Here is a 21,450-nt window from a genome sequence, read left to right as displayed (position 1 = left end):
GGTTTCTTACCGGGTTATACACCGGTTGGAAACCCGCTTGAAAAAGCTTTCGCGATAGCGGATTTCCCCATCCACAACCATGATCGCCTGTCGAAAGAACCAGAGACGCGAAATGCGGCCTCCGGATTCACATTCAAATTCAATATATTACAGATATATCACTCTCATTCGGGAAAATTTGCGAAAGAAATATGACGCCATAGAAGATTTTTCGTGACAAAAGCTGTGCAGTTCGCTATTTTTTTCAGCATAAGAGCAACAACGGAATAAAACCGTTGGTTTCACGCGGTCAAAGTCTTGGGAGGATGGATCCAGGCGCGACTTTCGCAGCCGCCAGTCAAATGGAAACGGATCGAACGCGTATTTGATTAGCAAGGCGAAAGCCTTGCTTTTTTTTTGAACTTGCAGCACCTCCACGCTTTCCGCAGTTTCCCTATTTTATAGCTTGCAATAACACATTGATTTTGTGGGATTTATCGCAGCGCCCTCCGTGCAATCAAGTATTAAATTTCACTTAAGTATAAATCGATTTATATGAAGAACATTGCTCAGGGAGCGCTATCGCTGTCACAAATGACGCCGGGTTGTGCTGTGTCGTAAATTCAATACGTTACGCCAACAAGCTCGATATCTGACGCAACCCATGGTAGGCGCGTCCACTTTTCTTTATACAAAAGAAAGGCTGCCTATAATTTAGGCAGCCTCAAAAATTCATGGTGGAACGCGAACGAATGCTCAGGTCAGATCCGGGAAGAAATGTGGGATATCATCGAGGCCGAAACCGCTGATCTGCGTCACATAATAATAGAGCAGGAAGATGAGTGTTGCGACGATGGTCGTCCGCAGAAAGGCACGACCGATGCGTGGTTTTGCCGGAGCGCTGGCCACCGTGCCCAAAGTCACTTCGTTTTCTTCAGCCTGGGTGCGCAAGCCAACCGGCAGCAGCGCGAACAGCGTCGTCCACCAGATGATGAAGTAAATCGCGATTCCTGAAACCAGAGACATGATTACACCTCTTCCAGTTCGATCAGTGTGCCGTTGAAATCCTTGGGATGCAGGAACAGAACTGGCTTGCCATGGGCGCCGGTCTTCGGTTCGCCATCTCCAAGGATACGCGCACCCTCCGCCTTGAGGCGGTCGCGAGCGGCAATTATGTCCGCAACCTCATAGCACAGATGGTGCATCCCGCCGGAAGGATTCTTTTCCAGAAACGCCGCAATCGGCGACCCCTCACCCAACGGTTCCAGCAATTCGATCTTGGTGTTGCCGACGTCGATAAAAACCACGGTTACGCCATGTTCAGGCAGTGCCTGCGGCTCGGTGACTTTCGCACCGAGCTTGCCGCGATAAAGCGCTGCCGCGGCATCGATATCCGGAACGGCAATCGCCACGTGGTTCAAGCGTTCGAGCATCAGCACCTCCCATGCCGGTCATTTTGCAATCCGTATGACTACCGTATCCTATTCACGAATACGGTCACTACCGGCTTTTTGCCCCATGCTTCATTTGCCGCAGCGCGAACGGCACGGCGCACGGACTCCCGGACAAGCTCGATATCCTTGCGGCGAACGCGCGGAATGCTGTCGATGGCCTCGATGGCTGCATCCAGCAGGATGTCTTCCAACAGGTCGCCCTGCGCGTTTTCTTCCGGCACGCCGAAAGTTACGAGATCGGGCTCATCGATGATCTTGTGTTCACGGTCCAGCAGCACCGAAACGGCGACATGACCGACATAAGCGAGCTTGCGACGCTCGACCATGCCGATTTCTTCCTCGTCACCGATCAGCTTGCCGTCCTTGTAAATCCGGCCAACCGGCGCTTCATCGATAATCTCCGCCTTGCCGGGTGCCAGACGCAGCATGTCGCCGTCACGCACCTGCGCGACCTGCTCGATGCCCTCCATCGCGCCAAGAGAACCTTGCGCGACCAGATGAGCGGCTTCGCCATGCACCGGCACCAGAATTTGCGGACGAACCCAGGAATACATGCGACGCAATTCGCTGCGCCGTGGATGGCCCGACACATGGACCAATGCATCCTCATCACCGATGATCTTGATACCCCGATCAATCAGGCGGTTCTTGATGTCGAGAATGGATTTTTCATTGCCCGGAATGGCGCGCGATGAATAGATGACCGTATCGCCCGCCGTCAGCGCGAGGCTGCGCATTTCGTCACGTGCCAGTTTGGCGAGTGCCGCGCGCGGTTCGCCCTGACTGCCGGTAAGGATCATCACCACGTTTTCGCGTGGAATATAGCCGTAATCCTCTTCGCTGAGATATTCCGGCAAGCCTTCCATATAGCCAAGTTCTGTGGCGACGGAGATGGCGCGCTTCATCGAACGCCCAACCACCAGCACCTGACGGCCCGCATCGCGTGCTGCTTCGGTAATCGACCGGATACGACCGACATTGGAAGAGAAAGTGGTGATGGCCACACGACCGCGCGCATTTTCAATCAACTCGCGCAGGCTCTCGCCCACCTGACGTTCCGAAGGAGACTCGCCTTCGCGCAAAGCATTGGTGGAGTCGCAGATCAGCGCCAGAACGCCTGCATCACCGATAGCGCGGAAACGCGCCTCATCGATAACCGGTCCGAGCGATGGTTCCGGGTCCATCTTCCAGTCACCCGTATGCACGACCGTGCCGAGCGGTGTCGTAATAGCCAGCGAAACCGGCTCGGGAATGGAGTGGGTTACTGCGACAGCTTCAAGCTTGAAAGGCCCGACTTCGAATTTCTCGCCTGCCTTGTAGATCGTGATTGGAATTTCGGGCGCACCGTGTTCCGACTGTCGCTTGGCTTCAAGCAGACCGGCGGTGAATGGCGTCGCATAAACCGGAACCTTCAGGCGCGGCCACAGATCGAGCAAAGCACCGAAATGGTCTTCATGCGCATGGGTGATAACGATGCCGCGCAGATTGTGCTTTTCAGCCTCGAGATAGCGGATATCCGGCAGGATGAGATCAGCGCCCGGCTGTTCAGGCCCCGCAAAGCTCACCCCCATATCCACGACAAGCCATTCACGGTTATCCGCAGGACCGAAGCCATACATGGCCAAATTCATGCCGATTTCGCCTACGCCGCCAAGCGGCAGAAAGACGAGTTCAGTAGTATTGGATCGGGCCATGAAATTTCCTCTGTGATTAATCCCGCCTTGCGGCATCAACTGGACCTAAAGTTGTCCCGTTGCAACCCTAGTAAGATGCGATAAAGCAATTATTTGCGTATTGTTGCAGCAGTTCCGAAATAGACATCGCCAGCCGTTACCGCAACTCGCGAACCTTCGTCCTCGCGAATAACAAAACGGCATGCCTCATCGATTGTCTCAAAACGACCTTCGATGATACGGCCTTCAACCTGCATGGTTACATTCTGGCCAAGGCCATGCGCGCGCTGCAGCCAGCGCTTGCGAATATCGTCGAGACCGCGCCCTTCATTCCAGACGCGATAGTTGACCGACCAGGCATCCGACAAGGCTGCGAACAAAGTCTCGGCATCGCATTTGCTGCCGAGAGCCTGCAACGACGTTGCTGCATAAGGCAGGTCATCGGGAAAGGCGACCACATTGGTCCCGATACCGATGGCAACGGCGAACAAATTCTTCGCCAGAATGGACGATTCAAGCAGGATGCCGGTGAGTTTGGCGCCATTGAGCAGGACATCGTTCGGCCATTTGAGGCCGATTGTCGGCGGCACGGCAGGCCCCGTGGCTGCGAACACCGCATCAAGTGCATCGGCGAGCGACAGACCGGCAACAAAACCAAGCGTTGCCGCCATTTTCATTTCATAGGATTCAACAAGAAGCAGTGTGGAGGCAAGATTGCCTTCCGGCGTAGACCAGGCACGGCCCCGTCTTCCGCGACCGCTTTCCTGTCTCTTCGTAACAAGCCAGAGCTTGCCCGGATCACCGCTGGCTGCCCGTTCGAGAGCAACCGCATTGGTGGAACCTACCGTCTCGAAAGCTTCGAGACGGTAGCCCTCATTTGCCGCAACAGGCGAAAGCGCAAAACTCATTTATGCTTCCGCCTTTTGCATTAATCAGAAAAACGTCTTGGCTGCGGCTTCGGCAAATCCGCCGATCGGACCAGCAAGGAAGACGTAGAAGAGCACGAAGGCACCCGTTACGCCGAGAACGAGGCGAAGCTCGCCTGCGACCGGAACGAAACCACCCGTCGGCTCATCGAACCACATGATCTTTATCATGCGCAGGTAGTAGAACGCGCCCACGACCGAAGCCACGATACCGATGATGGCAAGCGGATAGAGACCCGCTTCGACGGCGGCAAGGAAGGTGTACCACTTTCCGAAGAAACCGGCGAGCGGCGGGATGCCAGCGAGCGAGAACAGGAAGATGGTCATGATCGTTGCCAGCACCGGATTGGTGCGGGACAGACCGGCCAGATCCTCAATGCTCTCCACATTGCCGTCCTTGGTGCGCATTGCGAGAATGAACGCGAAGGTGCCGAGCGTCATGGCAAGGTAGATTGCCATGTAGATCATCACGCCCTTCACGCCGATCACCGTTCCGGCGGCCAGACCAACGAGCGCATAGCCCATATGGCTGATCGAGGAATAAGCCATCAGGCGCTTGATGTTACGCTGGCCGATGGCGGCAAACGCACCAAGGACCATCGAGGCAAGCGCGATGAAAATCACGACCTGCTGCCAGTCATGGGTGACCGGAGCAAAGGCTTCCGAGACGACGCGGATGATGAGCGCCATGGCAGCCATCTTCGGGGCGGCGGCAAAGAATGCCGTTACCGGGGTCGGCGCGCCTTCATAGACGTCCGGCGTCCACATGTGGAACGGAACGGCAGAAATCTTGAATGCCAGACCGGCCAGAATGAAGACGAGACCGAACACCAGACCGAGTTCACGCTGACCGCCGGAGACGGCCTGGGCGATTTCGGTAAAGCCGATGTGGCCGGTGTAACCGTAGACGAGCGAAATGCCGTAAAGCAGCATGCCCGAGGAAAGCGAACCGAGAACGAAGTATTTCAGACCAGCTTCCGTCGAACGGACGCTATCGCGGTTGAACGCTGCCAGAACGTAGAGCGCCAGCGATTGCAGTTCGAGACCGAGATAGAGCGACAGCATGTTGGATGCTGAAACCATCAGCAGCATGCCGAGCGTGGAAATCACGATCAGGACCGGGAACTCGAACTTGTCGAACTTCTCAGCCTTGGCGAAGCCGACCGACATGATCAGCGTCACGATGGAGCCGATCAGCGTCAGCACCTTCATGAAGCGGCTGAAGCTGTCATTGACGATGGCACCGCCGAATGCGGCGCCGTTCGTTGGGAAAAGGACCACCAGAGCCAGCGCTGCAATAAGCACCGCGACGGATAATCCGTTGACGAGCGTGGTCGCCCGTTCGCCGGAGAACACGCCAATCATGAGCAGTGCCAAGGCGCCTACAGCAAGGAGAACCTCCGGTGCTGCAAGGGTCAGATGAGCTATCAGATCAGTCTGCATGACCTACGCCTTTATTTCTTACTGTGCCAGCACGGCGCTCGCGGTGCCCGCGAGTGCTGCGTCGTAATGTTGGACCAGGGCGTTCACGGCACCGGCGGTCACGTCGAAGACCGGGGTCGGATACACACCGAAGAAGATGGTGAGCGCCACAAGCGGGTAGAGAATGATCTTCTCACGCGGGCTCAAGTCGAGGAGCGCCTTCAGGCTTTCCTTCGTCAATGCACCGAAGACTACCTGACGGTAGAGCCAGAGCGCATAAGCCGCCGAGAGGATGACACCCGTGGTTGCGAACAGTGCCACCCAGGTATTGACCCGGAACACACCGAACAGCGTCAGGAATTCACCGATGAAGCCCGAAGTACCCGGCAGGCCCACATTCGCCATCGTGAAGATGAGGAAGGCCACCGCATATTTCGGCATGTTGTTCACCAGACCGCCGAACGCCGCAATTTCACGGGTATGCATGCGGTCATAGATCACGCCGACGCAGAGGAAGAGCGCGCCCGACACGATACCGTGCGACAGCATCTGGAAGATGGCGCCCTGAATGCCCTGCTCGTTCGCGGCAAAAATACCCATGGTCACATAGGCCATGTGGGCAACCGACGAATACGCGATCAGCTTCTTGATGTCTTCCTGAACCAGAGCGACCAGAGACGTGTAGATGATGGCTATGACCGACAGCGTGAAGATCAGCGGAGCAAAATCGGCGGACGCCAGCGGGAACATCGGCAGCGAGAAGCGCAGGAAGCCGTAACCGCCGAGCTTCAGCAGGATACCGGCCAGAATGACCGAGCCTGCCGTCGGCGCTTCAACGTGCGCATCCGGCAACCAGGTATGGACCGGCCACATCGGCATCTTCACGGCAAAGGACGCGAAGAAGGCGAGCCATAACCATGTCTGCATCCCGGCAGGGAAGCTGTACTTCTGCAGTTCCACGATGTTCATCGTGCCAGCCTGCCAGTACATGGCCATGATGGCGATGAGCATCAGAACCGAGCCCAGAAGCGTGTAGAGGAAGAACTTCAAGCTCGCATAGACGCGACGCTTGCCGCCCCACACGCCGATGATGATGAACATCGGGATAAGGCTTGCTTCGAAGAACACGTAGAACAGGAACAGGTCGAGCGCGCAGAACACGCCGATCATCAGCGTTTCCAGAATGAGGAACGCGATCATGTATTCCTTGACGCGCTTTTCCACCGATATCCAGCTTGCGAGAATGCAGAAGGGCATGAGGAAAGCCGACAACACCACGAACAGGACGGAGATACCGTCCACGCCCATGTGGTAGCTGATGCCGCCACCCATCCAGTCGATCTGTTCGACCATCTGGAAGCCGGGGTTCGAATTATCGAACCCTGCCCAGATGACGAGCGACAGGATGAAGACGAATATCGTCGTCAGCAGCGCGACATTGCGGATATTGCGACGCGAAGCCTCGCTGTCGTCCTTGATCAGAAGGATCAGTAACGCGCCGACAAGCGGCAGAAACGTGACCGTTGAGAGAATTGGCCAGTCGGTCATCAGAAAGAGCTCCCGAGCATCATCCAAGTGACGAGCGCGGCGACGCCGATCAGCATCGCGAATGCGTAGTGATAAAGGTATCCGGACTGCATCTTGACGACGCGGTTGGTGACATCGAGCACGCGAGCCGAGATGCCATCCGGGCCGAAGCCGTCAATAAGCCAGCCGTCGCCACCCTTCCAGAACAAGCGGCCAAGCCAGCGAGCCGGACGTACGAAGAGGAAATCGTACAGTTCGTCGAAGTACCACTTGTTGAGAAGGAACTGGTAGAGGCCACGATGACGGGCAGCCAGCGCCTTCGGCGTTTCCGGCGAGCGGATGTAGAAGATCCAGGCGACGATAAAGCCGAGAACCATCGAGATGAACGGCGACAGCTTAACCCACAGAGGAACATGGTGGTATTCCTCAAGGATCTGGTTGGCAGCCGAAGTGAACAGCGCGCCCTTCCAGAATTCGGCATATTCGTGGCCGAAGAAGAGTTCCTTGAACACGACACCGGCAAAGAGTGCACCGACGCCGAGGATCAGCAGCGGAACGAACATGACGGCTGGCGATTCATGGACATGATGCATGACTTCCGCCGAAGCGCGCGGCTTGCCGTGGAAGGTCATGAAAATCAGACGCCATGAATAGAAGCTCGTGAAGAGCGCTGCAACGATGAGAAGCGTCGAAGCGTAGCCGCTGGCAGCACTGTGCGAAGCGAAGACGGATTCGATGATCGCATCCTTGGAGAAGAAACCGGCAGTGCCGATGATCGTGCCCGGAATACCGAGGCCCGTAATGGCAACCGTACCGATGACCATCATCCAGTAGGTGATGGGGATCAGCTTGCGCAGGCCGCCCATGCGACGCATGTCCTGCTCTTCCGAAACGGCATGGATAACCGAACCGGCGCAAAGGAACAAAAGCGCCTTGAAGAAAGCGTGCGTGAACAGATGGAACACGGCGGCGCCATAGGCACCCACACCAAGCGCTGCAAACATATAGCCGAGCTGCGAACAGGTCGAATAGGCGATCACGCGCTTGATGTCGTTCTGTACGAGAGCGACCGTTGCCGCAAAGAAGGCAGTGGTGGCGCCGATGATGGTCACGACCAGAAGAGCGGTCTGCGACAGTTCAAAGATCGGCGACATGCGGGCGACCATGAACACGCCCGCGGTAACCATGGTAGCGGCGTGAATGAGAGCCGAAACCGGGGTCGGGCCTTCCATGGCGTCCGGAAGCCAGGTGTGCAGCAGGAACTGCGCCGACTTGCCCATCGCCCCCATGAAGAGCAGCAGACAGGTGATCGTGATCGCGCCCTGCTTGTCGAGCTGATAGCCGAGGAAGTTCAGAACGACCTGATTGGCATCGGCAGCGCCTTCAGCCGGCAGATAATTGGCTGCCGCAGCAAAGATCGTGTTGTAGTCGACCGACTGGAACAGCGCGAAGACGCCGAAGATGCCGAGCAGGAAGCCGAAGTCGCCGACGCGGTTGACGACGAACGCCTTCATGGCGGCTGCATTGGCCGAAGGCTTCTGGAACCAGAAACCGATCAGGAGGTACGAAGCCAGACCCACGCCTTCCCAGCCGAAGAACATCTGGACCAGATTGTCCGACGTGACCAGCATGAGCATGGCGAAAGTGAAGAGCGACAGATAGGCGAAGAAGCGCGGACGATGCGGATCGTGGTGCATATATCCAATGGAATAGATATGCACGAGAGCCGACACCGAGTTCACCACGACCAGCATGACGCCGGTGAGCGTATCGACGCGCAGTGACCAGTCAAAGGAAAGCGCGCCCGATGTCACCCAGTGAAGAACCGGGATGCGGACGGTTTCTGCATCGTGGCCAAGCGGAATCTGGAAGAAGACGACCCAGGACAGGATCGCGACGATGACCATGAAACCGGAAGTGATGTATTCGCTCGCCTTGGCTCCGATCTGATTGCCGAAAAGACCGGCAATCAGGAAGCCGAGAAGCGGAAGGAAGACGATCGCGTAATAGAGCATTTGCCCGTCAACCTTTCATAACATTGACGTCTTCCACCGCGATGGAGCCGCGATTACGGAAGAAAACAACGAGAATTGCCAGACCGATGGCTGCTTCGGCAGCAGCAACAGTCAGAACGAAAAGGGCGAAGACCTGCCCGACCATGTCGCCGAGCTGGCTGGAGAACGCCACGAAATTGAGATTGACCGACAAAAGGATCAATTCGATCGACATCAGGATGACGATGACGTTCTTGCGGTTCAGAAAAATGCCGAAGACGCCAAGCGTAAACAGGATGGCCGAAACGGTGAGATAGTGGGCGATACCGATTTCCATATGCTTATCCTCAGATGCCTTTGCCCGTTTCGACCTTCTTGATCTCGATCGCCGTTTCGGGCATGCGAGCTACCTGGGTCGGGATGGACTGGCGCTTGACATTCGGCTTGTGCCGCAGCGTCAGAACAATGGCGCCGATCATCGCGACCAGAAGGACGAGACCAGCAACCTGGAAGTAGAAGACGAAGTCGGTGTAGAGAATGTCGCCCAGAGCAGCGGTATTGCTCCGCTCGGCGATATTCGGGATCGGCACGGAACCCTGCCCCAGCTTCGGCGCAAACATGTTGCTTGCGAACACGAAGATCAGTTCGCCGAGCAAGATCAGACCGACCAGAGCGCCGACCGGTGCATATTGCAATGCGCCGCGCTTCAGTTCGGAGAAGTCCACATCCAGCATCATGACGACGAAGAGGAAGAGAACCGCCACTGCACCGACGTAAACGACGAGCAGGATCATGGCGAGGAACTCGGCCCCGGTCAGCAGGAACAGAGCTGCCGCATTGAAGAACGTGAGGATCAGAAACAGCACCGAATGCACGGGGTTGCGTGCCGCAATCACCATGAACGCGCTTGCGATCATGATGAAAGCGAACAGATAGAAAAACGCTGCCGCAATACCTGTCAGCATGGGGATCCCCCAACACCTTTCCGTGAGCAAAGCCTTATTGCCTCGCTCGCTTTAGTCTTTGTTTGCCGCGAATATTCGCGAAACTTAAATTCCAGCAACAAGATGGGCCGCCCCTTCCTGTTGCCGCTTTTCAAACCGGATGCCGAAACGAGGTTTCAGCAAAACCAATCAGCGATATGGCGCATCCATCGCGATATTGCGCGCGATTTCGCGTTCCCAACGGTCGCCATTGGCAAGGAGCTTGTCCTTGTCATAGTAGAGTTCTTCGCGGGTTTCGGTCGCGAATTCGAAATTCGGACCTTCCACGATGGCATCCACCGGGCATGCTTCCTGGCAGAAACCGCAATAGATGCACTTCACCATATCGATGTCGTAACGCACCGTGCGGCGGGTGCCGTCGTTGCGGCGCGGACCGGCCTCGATGGTGATGGCCTGCGCCGGGCAGATCGCTTCGCAAAGCTTGCAGGCGATGCAGCGTTCTTCACCGTTCGGATAACGGCGCAGCGCGTGCTCTCCACGGAATCGCGGAGAGACCGGGCCCTTTTCATGCGGGTAGTTCAACGTCGCCTTGGGCGCGAAGAACTGGCGCATGGAAAGAAAGAACGCGCCGACGAATTCCTTGAGCAGGAGCGATTTGGCTGCTTGAGCGAATGAAGCCATAGTTATTACTCCTTACGCCAGACCGAAGACTTTGAGGAAGGTCGCGGTTGCGACAACCATGAAGAGCGAGATCGGCAGGAACACTTTCCAGCCAAGGCGCATCAGCTGGTCGTAGCGGTAACGCGGAACGAAAGCCTTCACCATTGCGAAGAGGAAGAAGCAGAAGCAGAGCTTCAGCATGAACCAGATGATGCCCGGAACCCAGTTGAGGAACCAAACGTCAACCGGAGGCAGCCAGCCGCCAAGGAAGAGCGTCGTCATCAGGGCGCACATCAGCGTGATCGCCACATACTCGCCAAGGAAGAACAGAAGGAACGGCGTGGACGAATATTCGATCATGTGACCGGCCACGAGTTCGGATTCAGCTTCGACAAGGTCGAATGGCGGACGGTTCGTTTCGGCAAGTGCCGAAATGAAGAAGATCACGAACATCGGGAACAGAGCCAGCCAGTTCCAGTCGAGGAACGAAGCCGGAAGACCGAGCATGGTGCCAAGGCCCGTATTCTGCGAAAGCACGATGTCGGTCAGGTTGAGCGAGCCAACCGTCAGCAGAACCGTGACAATCACGAAGCCGATGGAGACTTCGTAGGAAACCATCTGTGCAGCCGAACGAAGCGCACCGAGGAACGGATACTTCGAGTTCGATGCCCAGCCACCCATGATCACGCCGTAAACTTCGAGCGAAGAAATGGCGAAGATATAGAGAATGCCGACATTGATATTGGCGATGGCCCAGCCTTCATTGACCGGAATGACCGCCCAGGTTGCCATTGCAAGAACGGCAGAAACGAAAGGCGCAAGGAGGAAGACACCCTTGTTTGCGCCAGACGGAATGATTGGTTCCTTGAAGACGAACTTCAACAAGTCGGCGAAAGCCTGGAACAGACCCCAGGGACCGACAACGTTCGGGCCGCGGCGAAGCTGTACCGCTGCCCAGATCTTGCGATCTGCGTAAAGCAGGTAAGCGACGACGATCAGCAATACGACGAGCAGAACGACCGACTTCAGCGCTATGATAAGCGCGGGCAAGACGTAAGCTGCAAAAATACCTTCCATTGTTCCGTCTCTCTCTCGCTTACTCGGCAGCCTGCTGGAAGCCGCCAGCCGCGAGCGCCGAGCATTCGGCCATGACGGCGGAAGCGCGCGCAATTGGGTTCGTCAGGTAGAAGTCCTTGACCGGGGAAACGAACGCAGCGCCGCCGCCCGGATTGGATGCTTTCGCTGCCAGCGCGACGAGATCGTCGGACGAGGCAGGCGTGATGGTGTCGATGGCCAGCATATGCGGATAGTCCGCATAGAGCTTGGCGCGAAGCTGCTGCATCGAATCGAACGGCAGGCGCTTGCCAAGGCTGTCGGAAAGAGCGCGCAGGATTGCCCAGTCTTCCTTTGCCTCGCCCGGTGCGAAACCGGCGCGGCTGCCGAGCTGCACGCGACCTTCGGTGTTGAGCCAGGTGCCCGACTTTTCCGTGTAGGCTGCACCCGGCAGGATAACGTCGGCAGCGTGTGCGCCGGCATCGCCGTGCGTGCCGATGTAAACGACGAAGCTCGAACCCTTTCTGGTCATGTCGAGTTCGTCTGCACCGAGCAGGAACACGACATCAAGATTACCCAGCATGTCGCCAGCCACCTTGCCGCCCTCACCCGGCACAAAGCCGAGATCCAGAGCACCAACGCGCGAAGCGGCAGTGTGCAGAACGGAGAAGCCGTTCCACTCGTCCTTGATGGCGCCGACGTCCTGAGCAAGCTTGGCTGCGGTCGACAGAACTGCAGAACCGTTTTCGCCGGTGAGCGCGCCCTGACCGATGATGATCAGCGGACACTCAGCCTTGGCCAGCACGTCGCGGAATGCGTTCTTGCCGGAAGCGACTGCTGCTAGCGTTTCAGCGCCAGCACCCAGATATTCGTAATCGTAACGCAGTTCAGCCTGTTCGCCGATCAGGGCGACCGGGAAATGGCCCATGCGCTGACGCTTGCGAATACGTGCGTTCAGGACTGCGGCCTCCACGCGCGGATTGGAACCGATGATGAGCAAAGCATCAGCGTTTTCAATGCCTTCGATCGTTGCGTTAAAGAGATAGCTTGCACGACCCAGAGCCGGATCGAGAGCAGCACCATCCTGGCGGCTATCGATATTGGCGGAGCCGAGCGAAGCCATCAGGCCCTTCAGCGCATAGATTTCTTCAACCGAGGCCAGATCGCCAGCGACTGCGCCAATCTTGTCGGCGGAGGTTGAGGAGACCTTGGCAGCAATAGCGGCAAAAGCTTCCGGCCAGCTTGCGGCGACCAGACGGCCATCCTTGCGAACATAAGGACGGTCGAGGCGCTGGGTGCGCAGGCCATCCCAGATGAAGCGGGTCTTGTCGGAAATCCACTCTTCGTTCACCGCTTCATTGACACGCGGCATGACGCGCATCACTTCGCGGCCACGGGTGTCGACGCGGATGTTCGAACCGACCGCATCCATCACATCGATGGTTTCGGTCTTGTTCAGTTCCCACGGACGGGCCTGGAACGCGTAAGGACGCGAGGTCAGAGCGCCAACCGGGCAAAGATCGATAACGTTGCCCTGCAGTTCCGACGTCATGGCGCGTTCGAGATAGGTGGTGATCTCGGCGTCTTCGCCACGACCGATGAGGCCGAGTTCCGAAATGCCTGCAACTTCCGTCGTGAAGCGGACGCAGCGCGTGCAGTGAATGCAGCGCGTCATCACAGTCTTGACGAGCGGACCGATATATTTGTTTTCAACGGCACGCTTGTTCTCGCGATAGCGCGAACCGTCGGTGCCGAAAGCCATTGCCTGATCCTGCAGATCGCACTCACCGCCCTGATCGCAGATCGGGCAATCCAGCGGGTGGTTGATGAGCAGGAATTCCATCACGCCTTCGCGGGCCTTCTTGACCATCGGCGTATTGGTGAAGATTTCAGGCGCTTCGCCATTCGGGCCGGGACGCAGATCGCGCACGCCCATGGCGCAGGATGCCGCCGGCTTCGGCGGTCCGCCCTTTACTTCAACAAGGCACATGCGGCAGTTTCCGGCGATGGAAAGCCGTTCGTGGAAACAAAAACGCGGGACTTCAGCCCCCGCGGCTTCGGCAGCCTGAAGGAGCGTATAGTGATCGGGTACTTCGATCTCTGTGCCGTCAACCTTAATATTTGCCATCGCTTATCCAAACCTGCGGCTTATGCCGCATCTTCCAGATCTCAAACTTTCGAGCGGTCTTCTTCAAACCGCATGCAACTCGTTAAGCCTTATTCCGCTGCTTCCAGACGGATATTGCGGCTCTGAACGGCGTTGCGGGTATAATCGTCAATGCGCTTTTCAATTTCCGGACGGAAATTACGGATCAGGCCCTGAATAGGCCATGCAGCAGCATCACCAAGCGCACAGATCGTGTGACCTTCAATCTGCTTGGTCACATCGAACAGCATGTCGATTTCACGCTTCTGCGCGTTACCCTTGACCATGCGTTCCATCACGCGCCACATCCAGCCGGTGCCTTCGCGGCAAGGCGTGCACTGGCCACAGCTCTCGTGCTTGAAGAACGCTGCCAGACGGGCAATCGCCTTGATGATGTCGGTGGACTTGTCCATGACGATCAGGCCGCCGGTGCCGAACGACGATTTCTTGTCGCGCATGCCGTCAAAGTCCATGATGGCATCCATCATGTCTTCGCCCTTGATGACCGGGCACGATGCACCGCCGGGAATAACCGCCAGCAGATTGTCCCAGCCGCCACGAATGCCGCCGCCGTGCTTTTCAATCAGATCGCGGAACGGAATGCCGAGGCCTTCTTCGATGACGCAAGGCGTGTTCACATGGCCCGAAATCTGGAACAGCTTGGTGCCGACATTGTTCGGGCGTCCGATGGACGAGAACCAGGCCGCGCCACGACGCAGGATCGTCGGCGCAACGGCAATCGATTCCACGTTGTTCACGGTCGTCGGGCAGCCATAAAGGCCCATATTTGCCGGGAATGGAGGCTTCAGACGCGGCTGGCCCTTCTTGCCTTCAAGGCTTTCGAGCAGAGCTGTTTCTTCGCCACAGATGTAAGCACCGGCGCCGTGGGATACGAGAACATCCATATCCCAGCCGCACTTGTTGCCCTTGCCGAGCAGACCGGCTTCGTAGCACTCGTCGATAGCGGCCTGCAGCGCTTCACGCTCACGCATGAACTCGCCGCGAATATAGATATAGGCAGTGTGTGCGCCCATGGCGCAACCGGCGATTACGCAGCCTTCGATCAGCGTATGCGGATCGTGGCGCAGAATTTCGCGGTCCTTGCAGGTGCCCGGTTCGGATTCGTCGGCGTTGACGACCAGATAATGCGGGCGGCCGTCGCTCTGCTTCGGCATGAACGACCACTTGAGACCTGTCGGGAAGCCAGCGCCGCCACGGCCACGCAGGCCCGAAGCCTTCATCTCGTCGATGATCCAGTCACGGCCCTTTTCGATCAAGCCCTTGGTGTTGTCCCAATGGCCGCGCGCCATGGCACCCTTCAGGGACTGATCCTTGAAGCCGTAAATATTGGTGAAGATGCGATCTTTATCAGCCAGCATGTCTCACCTGTTTCCGTTCGTGTTTGCCAATATCGAAGTCATCATACCGGCTTCTTTCCGAATACCTTGATGTATTCCTCGACGCCGCCCTTGGCCAAAGCCTTGGCCTGCTTTACCCAGTCTTCACGCTCGATGCGACCGTGGAAGCTGAGATAGCCGTCGACCCATTCGCGCTCGGCCTTCTTCCAGGAAGCGACCTGCTTGAAGGTGAAGATGCCCAGCTCATGCAGGGTTTCCTCAATCTTCGGGCCAACGCCGGAAATCAGCTTCAGATCGTCAACAGCTTCCGGACGCTCCATGGCAACCGGACGGTTCTTGTCATCAAGCTTGAATGCCTGCTTGCTGTCGACCGAAGCGGCCTTTTCGGCAGCCTTCGACACCTTGACATCCGAAGGCGTCTTGAGCGCCGGATCGGTTTCAGGTGCATTGGTTACCGGCTTTGCAGCATTCGAAGGAGCGACGTTTTTCGCTTCGTCGGCAGCTTTTGCAGCGGCTTCCGCCTTGGCCTTCTCTTCAGCTTCGGCCTTCGCCTTGGCTGCGGCGGCATCGGATGCCTTGCGGGTCTCAAGGCCGACCTTCTTGTAGTCGAGATCTTCGGTCAGAGCGGTCAGGCCATTGATCGGCTCGGACGTCACACGTCCATCCTGCGGGCCCGGCTTCACGGTGTCGCCCTTGCCAGCTTCAAAAGCATCGATGATTTCGGCAAGACGCTCAGGCGTCAGATCTTCATAGGCGTCCTTGAAGATCATGACCATCGGTGCGTTGGCGCAGGCGCCCTGGCATTCCACTTCTTCCCACGACAGCGTTCCGTCGGCATTGAGCTCGAACGGGTCGTGGTTGATCTTGTGACGGCAGACATCCATCAGCGCTTCCGAACCACGCAGCATGCATGGCGTGGTGCCGCAAACCTGAATGTGAGCGCGTGTGCCAACCGGCTTCAGCTGGAACTGCGTATAGAAAGTCGCGACTTCCAGAACGCGGATCAGCGGCATTTCGAGCATGCCTGCGACATGTTCGATAGCAGCTTTCGTGACCCAGCCGTCCTGCTCCTGCGCACGCATGAGCAACGGAATGACAGCCGACTGCTGACGGCCTTCGGGGAATTTTGCGATCGTCTTGTGCGCCCACGCCTGATTTTCCGCGTTGAACGCGAAAGCGGCTGGCTGGACGGCATCATCTGCGAGACGGCGAACGGACATCAGCGGTCAACCTCACCAAACACGATATCGAGCGAGCCAAGAATTGCCGACACGTCAGCCAGCATATGGCCGCGGCACAGGAAATCCATGGCTTGAAGATGGGCAAAGCCCGGAGCGCGCAGCTTGCAGCGATAAGGCTTGTTGGAGCCGTCCGACACGAGGAAGACGCCAAATTCACCCTTCGGTGCTTCAACTGCTGCGTAAACTTCACCGGCAGGCACGTGATAGCCTTCCGTGTAAAGCTTGAAGTGATGGATAAGCGCTTCCATCGAGCGCTTCATCTCGCCGCGCTTCGGCGGCACGATCTTGTTGTCGGCGTTGGAAACCGGACCGACGCGCTCCTTGCCGAGCAGAAGATCAACGCACTGGCGCATGATGCGTGCCGACTGGCGCATTTCTTCCATACGGATCAGGTAGCGATCATAGCAGTCGCCGTTCTTGCCGATCGGAATGTCGAATTCCATCTCGTTGTAGCACTCGTAAGGCTGCGACTTGCGCAGATCCCATGCCGCGCCCGAACCACGCACCATGACGCCCGAGAAGCCCCATGCCCATGCATCCTCCAGCTTCACGACGCCGATATCGACGTTACGCTGTTTGAAAATACGGTTCGGCGTGATGAGATCATCAAGATTGTTGAGCGTATTGAAGAACGGATCGATCCATTTGCCGATGTCTTCAACGAGCTGATCCGGCAGGTCCTGATGGACGCCACCCGGACGGAAATAGGCTGCGTGCATACGTGCGCCACAAGCGCGTTCGTAGAACACCATCAGCTTTTCGCGCTCTTCGAAGCCCCAGAGCGGCGGCGTCAACGCACCGACGTCCATGGCCTGCGTGGTCACGTTCAGAAGATGGTTCAGGATACGACCGATTTCCGAATAGAGAACGCGGATCAGCTGGCCACGCTTCGGCACATCGATGCCCAGCAGGCGTTCGACGGCGAGTGCATAGGCGTGCTCCTGGTTCATCGGCGCCACGTAATCGAGGCGGTCGAGATAAGGCAGAGCCTGAAGATAGGTCTTGGCTTCCATCAGCTTTTCGGTGCCGCGATGCAGCAGACCGATATGCGGATCGACGCGCTCGACGACTTCACCGTCGAGTTCAAGCACCAGACGCAGCACGCCGTGCGCGGCAGGGTGCTGCGGACCGAAGTTGATATTGAAATTGCGGACCTGAGTCTCAGCCATGTTCAGCTTCCTGTTTGGCTGCAAGAGCCGCCAAGAACTCCTCGCCGGTCATCCGGTGGGTGTCATTGGCAAAATCGTAATTCGCAGGCTTGTTATCGATGAAGATTTCTTCGGCGAAATGAAAACGTTCCGGCTCGGCAAAGGCCTGCATCGAAACAACCGTCATTCCATCATGGATACCGCGCCAGAACAGCGACGAACCGCACTTCGAGCAGAAGCGGCGTTCGCCCCATTCCGAAGAAGAGTAAGTCGCCAGGGCAGCTTCGTTTTCGATTTCGACCGAAGTGCCGCAATTGACGGCCATGAAAGCACCACCCGACCAACGCCGGCACATGCTGCAATGGCAGACATCCATTTCCATCTTCACCGGAGAAGCAGTGAATTTCACCTCTCCGCAAAGACATTGACCGTTCAATCTTTCGCCTGCGCCCATGAGTATGCCCTCAGTTCGCCTTGGCTTTCTCGTCGCCCGGCAGAACGTAATCCGTTCCTTCCCAAGGCGAGAGGAAGTCGAAGTTGCGGAATTCCTGACGCAGCTGGACAGGCTCGTACACGACACGCTTCAGCTCGTCGTTATAACGAACTTCAACGAAGCCGGTGAGCGGGAAGTCCTTGCGCAGCGGATGGCCTTCAAAACCATAGTCGGTCAGGATGCGGCGCAAATCCGGATGGCCGGAGAACAGAACGCCGTACATGTCGTAGGTTTCGCGCTCGAACCATTCGGCACCAACGAAGACCGGCACTGCGGAAGGCACCAGCGTATCTTCGTCAGCCTGAACCTTGACGCGGATGCGCTGGTTCTGACGCGGAGACATCAGCTGATAAACGACATCGAAGCGCTTGGCGCGCTGCGGATAGTCGACGCCTGAAATATCCGTCAGGTTGACGAACTGGCACTGCACGTCGTCACGCAGGAAGGTCAGAACGCTGATGATGCTCGCGGCCGGAACCGAAAGCGTCAACTCGCCATAGGCAAGTTTCGCCTCTTCGATCGCGTCGCCGAGGCGTTCCTTGATATAGCCGGAAAGTTCACCGAGAGCTTCTTCGCTCATTTTCCTAACTTCCTTCTTTAGAACTCACACCGCACTTGCCTTTTGGGAGGCCCTTTTCAGGGGATGGCAGGCAGTCGAACCCTAACAAAACTTGTCTTGCGCAAACCGGTCGATAACCGGCTCAGCGCTCAATCGTACCCGTGCGACGGATCTTTTTCTGAAGCATCAGAATGCCGTAGAGCAGTGCTTCAGCGGTCGGAGGGCAACCCGGAACATAAATATCGACCGGAACCACGCGATCGCAGCCACGCACCACCGAATAGGAATAGTGGTAGTAGCCGCCACCATTGGCGCAGGAACCCATCGAGATAACGTAACGCGGCTCCGGCATCTGGTCGTAGACCTTGCGGAGAGCGGGTGCCATCTTGTTGGTCAGCGTGCCGGCAACGATCATCACGTCGGACTGACGCGGTGATGCGCGCGGAGCGATACCGAAGCGTTCGGCGTCGTAGCGCGGCATGGAAATGTGCATCATTTCCACGGCGCAGCATGCCAGACCGAAGGTCATCCACATCAGCGAACCGGTACGCGCCCAGGTAATCAGAGCGTCAGCGGATGTGACAATGAACCCCTTGTCGGACAGTTCGCTGTTCAGATCGTTGAAGAATGCATCGTCGGAACCGACAGGCTTGCCCGTGCGCGGGTCAAGAATGCCCTTCGGCTGCGGAGCCACGAGCGTTGTGTTGGCTGTGGTCAATCCCATTCCAGCGCTCCCTTCTTCCATTCATAAATGAAACCGATGGTCAGAACGCCAAGGAACACCATCATCGATGCAAAGCCGAACCAGCCAATTTCGCCAAAGGACACAGCCCATGGGAAAAGGAAGGCGACTTCCAGATCGAAGATGATGAAAAGAATCGACACCAGATAGAAACGGATGTCGAACTTCATACGGGCGTCATCGAAGGCATTGAAGCCGCACTCGTAAGCAGAAAGCTTTTCGGGGTCGGGCTGTCTATAGGCGACAAGAAACGGCGCAACCAGGAGGGCTACACCAATTACCATCGCAATGCCGAGAAAGATGACGATCGGCAGGTAGGAACTTAAAAGCTCGTTCATGGTCCTTTATCCGGCTTGAATACGAGGCTGCGCCGCCTGTCATAAGCTTTTTGGAGCTGACGACCATGCGACACATTGCATCTGTTGCAACCTCGTCGCCCAAGCAGCTTCAAAAGGCATGCCGTGCGAACTAAGCGCTTTTCGCCGGGACGGTTATCGCAGCGCGTTCGCAAGCGCAACCCCTCCGGCATGATCTATTGGGCAAAGACGAGCCAAGATGCTTAACAAGCCATGGCATCAAGCCCGCATATCCCACTGAAAACCCGTATAACATGAAAAGATCATAATTTCGTGAGGAAAAGTCGCACGGACTGGTCGGCTTAGCAATCGCCAGGAGAATCAATTGCCTGCAACTTGGGAATGAAAGTTGGGGGTTTCAGCTCTCGCTTTAAAATGAACTCATGGAGCAGCAGAAGTCGTTGCCCCGACCAGCCTACCGGGCAGATAAAGCACAAGCGATGCAGCTCCCTTGATTGCAGAGGCACCGTCTGCCAGCACCGCCTGCCCCGTTGTCTGCTTCTCCCGCCCGTTCAGAGCGTCCAGCGAAAGACTGCCATCACTGACCAGAGCCATGAGCGATGGCGACGATGCAAAGACATTATGTTCGCCTCCATCCAAATCGGTAGCGTCGATCACCGCGATTCCATATTTCTGGAGCGTCGGAATACTGGTGCCGTCCCCTACTCGCGCATGGCCGCCCGTAATAAAGGATGAGACCCCGAGCGCGCGATCGCTGCGCGATGTCATCACCGCCGTTGGGCGCGGCATGGGATCGATATCCTTGATCTGCTTTTCGAAGACGTCGAGATCGATGTCCGGTGCGGCGAGCAACAGCGCATTGATGCGACGCAACACATTCTTTTCGCCACGCAGAGACAGGGTCCTCAGAGCCTCCATAGTCACGAAGCCGCCCATGGAGTGCCCGACGAGAACAATACGCTCCGCCTTGCTGCGGGCGACGAGTTCCAGCAATCGCGCCAGACCGTCACGTGCGAAGTCCGCGCTGTCGCGATCATAGACATAAAGCCCAAGATCGCCGCCCGACGGCCAGGCATATTCGACCGCCACCGACTTCATTTTGTAATCATGGACAAATTGCGCAGTGCGGAATGTGCTGTCGGCAAAATTATTGTTGTAGCCATGCACGAAGATCAGGATTTCCTTGTCCTTCGGCCCCTGCTTCGCCAGGACGGCATTCAATTGCGCGAGAAACTGCTCGGCATTGTCGTAAGGCTGGAATGCCGTGGCGGCGAAATTTTTGGCGGGATCAGGCTTGTAGCCGGTAGACTCAACCTGTCCTTTGACGTGAGCTGCCGGAATCCCGACATCAACCTGCGCAAAATTCAGCGTTTCCGAGCGCTTTGAATTGTAAGGCTGCGAGAAATTATCCGAGCGCTGGCGGCTCGTCGCAACATAAATAGGAACCACTGCCGCCGGTTTTGAAGGCTTGACGATAGCGGCTTGCGCTGCGGCCACCGATTGCGGGCTTGAATTCGGTCCATGCCACAGCACAGCGCGGGGTGTGCCACACCCGGCAAGAATCAAAAACGTTGCAAGCACACCAAGATAAGCGCGTCGGGTCATCGTCGCAGCGATCCGTTCCTGTCATCCGATTTCACGCGATTGAAAACAGGAAATTCGTTCCATGGCAATGCATGGACCAAATGGGCCGCTTCTCGCCAACTCAAATTGTCGCGAAGTGCCTGCGGCGCGGACATTGAGAAATTCCGTTCGCGTTTATCGAGAAAGTTGGAATGGAAGCGTTCCAAATGCAGCAAGCTTTGCGAAGCCAT

At 57.0% G+C, this 21,450-nt stretch carries 20 protein-coding genes; all 20 read right to left on the bottom strand.

Going from position 1 to position 21,450, the window contains the following annotated elements; translation table 11 throughout:
- Window positions 1-735: 735 nt before the first annotated feature.
- Entirely contained in the window at window positions 736-1,005 is a 270-nt protein-coding gene (locus OHI65_RS14355) for a DUF1467 family protein (protein WP_012092254.1), read from the bottom strand.
- Between the two features lie 2 nt (window positions 1,006-1,007).
- Window positions 1,008-1,412: a methylmalonyl-CoA epimerase gene (gene mce / locus OHI65_RS14350; RefSeq protein WP_006471802.1), complete on the bottom strand. Its 405-nt coding sequence runs from the start codon at window positions 1,410-1,412 to the stop codon at window positions 1,008-1,010.
- Between the two features lie 38 nt (window positions 1,413-1,450).
- Window positions 1,451-3,127, bottom strand: coding sequence for a ribonuclease J (locus OHI65_RS14345; RefSeq protein ID WP_010661185.1), 1,677 nt, complete (start codon window positions 3,125-3,127; stop codon window positions 1,451-1,453).
- Between the two features lie 89 nt (window positions 3,128-3,216).
- Window positions 3,217-4,014, bottom strand: coding sequence for a biotin--[acetyl-CoA-carboxylase] ligase (locus tag OHI65_RS14340; RefSeq protein ID WP_151689765.1), 798 nt, complete (start codon window positions 4,012-4,014; stop codon window positions 3,217-3,219).
- Between the two features lie 24 nt (window positions 4,015-4,038).
- Window positions 4,039-5,475: an NADH-quinone oxidoreductase subunit NuoN gene (gene nuoN / locus OHI65_RS14335; RefSeq protein ID WP_010661183.1), complete on the bottom strand. Its 1,437-nt coding sequence runs from the start codon at window positions 5,473-5,475 to the stop codon at window positions 4,039-4,041.
- 18 nt (window positions 5,476-5,493) lie between these two features.
- Entirely contained in the window at window positions 5,494-7,002 is a 1,509-nt protein-coding gene (locus OHI65_RS14330) for an NADH-quinone oxidoreductase subunit M (protein ID WP_010661182.1), read from the bottom strand.
- Window positions 7,002-8,996, bottom strand: a complete 1,995-nt coding sequence (gene nuoL / locus OHI65_RS14325; protein ID WP_012092258.1) for an NADH-quinone oxidoreductase subunit L — start codon at window positions 8,994-8,996, stop codon at window positions 7,002-7,004. The genes OHI65_RS14330 and nuoL overlap by 1 nt, the downstream gene beginning before the upstream one ends.
- Before the next feature lie 7 nt (window positions 8,997-9,003).
- Window positions 9,004-9,312, bottom strand: coding sequence for an NADH-quinone oxidoreductase subunit NuoK (gene nuoK / locus OHI65_RS14320; RefSeq protein WP_006466598.1), 309 nt, complete (start codon window positions 9,310-9,312; stop codon window positions 9,004-9,006).
- Between the two features lie 10 nt (window positions 9,313-9,322).
- Window positions 9,323-9,940, bottom strand: a complete 618-nt coding sequence (locus OHI65_RS14315; protein ID WP_264359076.1) for an NADH-quinone oxidoreductase subunit J — start codon at window positions 9,938-9,940, stop codon at window positions 9,323-9,325.
- 168 nt (window positions 9,941-10,108) lie between these two features.
- Entirely contained in the window at window positions 10,109-10,600 is a 492-nt protein-coding gene (nuoI, locus tag OHI65_RS14310; RefSeq protein WP_007874549.1) for an NADH-quinone oxidoreductase subunit NuoI, read from the bottom strand.
- Between the two features lie 12 nt (window positions 10,601-10,612).
- Complete coding sequence (gene nuoH / locus OHI65_RS14305) at window positions 10,613-11,656, bottom strand: NADH-quinone oxidoreductase subunit NuoH (RefSeq protein ID WP_010661179.1); 1,044 nt, start codon at window positions 11,654-11,656, stop codon at window positions 10,613-10,615.
- 19 nt (window positions 11,657-11,675) lie between these two features.
- A complete protein-coding gene (nuoG, locus tag OHI65_RS14300; RefSeq protein ID WP_012092260.1) occupies window positions 11,676-13,760 on the bottom strand; it encodes an NADH-quinone oxidoreductase subunit NuoG in 2,085 nt (694 codons plus the stop codon).
- Window positions 13,761-13,849: 89 nt separating this feature from the next.
- Window positions 13,850-15,157 carry an NADH-quinone oxidoreductase subunit NuoF gene (gene nuoF / locus OHI65_RS14295; RefSeq protein ID WP_010661177.1) on the bottom strand — a complete coding sequence of 436 codons (1,308 nt, stop codon included), beginning with the start codon at window positions 15,155-15,157 and terminating at the stop codon, window positions 13,850-13,852.
- A gap of 41 nt (window positions 15,158-15,198) precedes the next feature.
- Window positions 15,199-16,356 (bottom strand): NADH-quinone oxidoreductase subunit E, encoded by a 1,158-nt coding sequence (locus tag OHI65_RS14290; RefSeq protein ID WP_010661176.1) that lies wholly within the window; start codon window positions 16,354-16,356, stop codon window positions 15,199-15,201.
- Entirely contained in the window at window positions 16,356-17,546 is a 1,191-nt protein-coding gene (locus tag OHI65_RS14285) for an NADH-quinone oxidoreductase subunit D (RefSeq protein ID WP_010661175.1), read from the bottom strand. The genes OHI65_RS14290 and OHI65_RS14285 overlap by 1 nt, the downstream gene beginning before the upstream one ends.
- Entirely contained in the window at window positions 17,539-17,979 is a 441-nt protein-coding gene (locus OHI65_RS14280; RefSeq protein WP_012092261.1) for a GFA family protein, read from the bottom strand. Before OHI65_RS14280 ends, OHI65_RS14285 begins: the two co-directional genes overlap by 8 nt.
- Before the next feature lie 10 nt (window positions 17,980-17,989).
- A complete protein-coding gene (locus tag OHI65_RS14275; protein ID WP_010661173.1) occupies window positions 17,990-18,598 on the bottom strand; it encodes an NADH-quinone oxidoreductase subunit C in 609 nt (202 codons plus the stop codon).
- Window positions 18,599-18,719: 121 nt separating this feature from the next.
- Window positions 18,720-19,301, bottom strand: coding sequence for a NuoB/complex I 20 kDa subunit family protein (locus OHI65_RS14270; RefSeq protein WP_010661172.1), 582 nt, complete (start codon window positions 19,299-19,301; stop codon window positions 18,720-18,722).
- Complete coding sequence (locus OHI65_RS14265) at window positions 19,292-19,657, bottom strand: NADH-quinone oxidoreductase subunit A (RefSeq protein WP_006466588.1); 366 nt, start codon at window positions 19,655-19,657, stop codon at window positions 19,292-19,294. Before OHI65_RS14265 ends, OHI65_RS14270 begins: the two co-directional genes overlap by 10 nt.
- Window positions 19,658-20,056: 399 nt before the next feature.
- Window positions 20,057-21,241 carry an alpha/beta hydrolase gene (locus tag OHI65_RS14260; protein ID WP_151609796.1) on the bottom strand — a complete coding sequence of 395 codons (1,185 nt, stop codon included), beginning with the start codon at window positions 21,239-21,241 and terminating at the stop codon, window positions 20,057-20,059.
- Between the last annotated feature and the right edge of the window lie 209 nt (window positions 21,242-21,450).

The sequence above is a fragment of the Brucella sp. MAB-22 genome (genome assembly GCF_025908475.1).
Classification (GTDB): domain Bacteria; phylum Pseudomonadota; class Alphaproteobacteria; order Rhizobiales; family Rhizobiaceae; genus Brucella; species Brucella anthropi.
This window is presented reverse-complemented; position numbering and strand designations above follow the sequence as displayed.

Bases quoted from the DNA above. Each gene is read 5' to 3' on its own strand.
- OHI65_RS14280 (WP_012092261.1), bottom strand. From the start codon at position 17,979: ATGGGCGCAGGCGAAAGATTGAACGGTCAATGTCTTTGCGGAGAGGTG.
- OHI65_RS14285 (WP_010661175.1), bottom strand. From the start codon at position 17,546: ATGGCTGAGACTCAGGTCCGCAATTTCAATATCAACTTCGGTCCGCAG.
- OHI65_RS14290 (WP_010661176.1), bottom strand. From the start codon at position 16,356: ATGTCCGTTCGCCGTCTCGCAGATGATGCCGTCCAGCCAGCCGCTTTC.
- nuoG (WP_012092260.1), bottom strand. From the start codon at position 13,760: ATGGCAAATATTAAGGTTGACGGCACAGAGATCGAAGTACCCGATCAC.
- nuoF (WP_010661177.1), bottom strand. From the start codon at position 15,157: ATGCTGGCTGATAAAGATCGCATCTTCACCAATATTTACGGCTTCAAG.
- OHI65_RS14260 (WP_151609796.1), bottom strand. From the start codon at position 21,241: ATGACCCGACGCGCTTATCTTGGTGTGCTTGCAACGTTTTTGATTCTT.
- OHI65_RS14355 (WP_012092254.1), bottom strand. From the start codon at position 1,005: ATGTCTCTGGTTTCAGGAATCGCGATTTACTTCATCATCTGGTGGACG.
- nuoI (WP_007874549.1), bottom strand. From the start codon at position 10,600: ATGGCTTCATTCGCTCAAGCAGCCAAATCGCTCCTGCTCAAGGAATTC.
- OHI65_RS14330 (WP_010661182.1), bottom strand. From the start codon at position 7,002: ATGACCGACTGGCCAATTCTCTCAACGGTCACGTTTCTGCCGCTTGTC.
- OHI65_RS14270 (WP_010661172.1), bottom strand. From the start codon at position 19,301: ATGGGATTGACCACAGCCAACACAACGCTCGTGGCTCCGCAGCCGAAG.
- OHI65_RS14265 (WP_006466588.1), bottom strand. From the start codon at position 19,657: ATGAACGAGCTTTTAAGTTCCTACCTGCCGATCGTCATCTTTCTCGGC.
- nuoH (WP_010661179.1), bottom strand. From the start codon at position 11,656: ATGGAAGGTATTTTTGCAGCTTACGTCTTGCCCGCGCTTATCATAGCG.
- mce (WP_006471802.1), bottom strand. From the start codon at position 1,412: ATGCTCGAACGCTTGAACCACGTGGCGATTGCCGTTCCGGATATCGAT.
- nuoN (WP_010661183.1), bottom strand. From the start codon at position 5,475: ATGCAGACTGATCTGATAGCTCATCTGACCCTTGCAGCACCGGAGGTT.
- OHI65_RS14315 (WP_264359076.1), bottom strand. From the start codon at position 9,940: ATGCTGACAGGTATTGCGGCAGCGTTTTTCTATCTGTTCGCTTTCATC.
- nuoL (WP_012092258.1), bottom strand. From the start codon at position 8,996: ATGCTCTATTACGCGATCGTCTTCCTTCCGCTTCTCGGCTTCCTGATT.
- OHI65_RS14275 (WP_010661173.1), bottom strand. From the start codon at position 18,598: ATGAGCGAAGAAGCTCTCGGTGAACTTTCCGGCTATATCAAGGAACGC.
- OHI65_RS14345 (WP_010661185.1), bottom strand. From the start codon at position 3,127: ATGGCCCGATCCAATACTACTGAACTCGTCTTTCTGCCGCTTGGCGGC.
- OHI65_RS14340 (WP_151689765.1), bottom strand. From the start codon at position 4,014: ATGAGTTTTGCGCTTTCGCCTGTTGCGGCAAATGAGGGCTACCGTCTC.
- nuoK (WP_006466598.1), bottom strand. From the start codon at position 9,312: ATGGAAATCGGTATCGCCCACTATCTCACCGTTTCGGCCATCCTGTTT.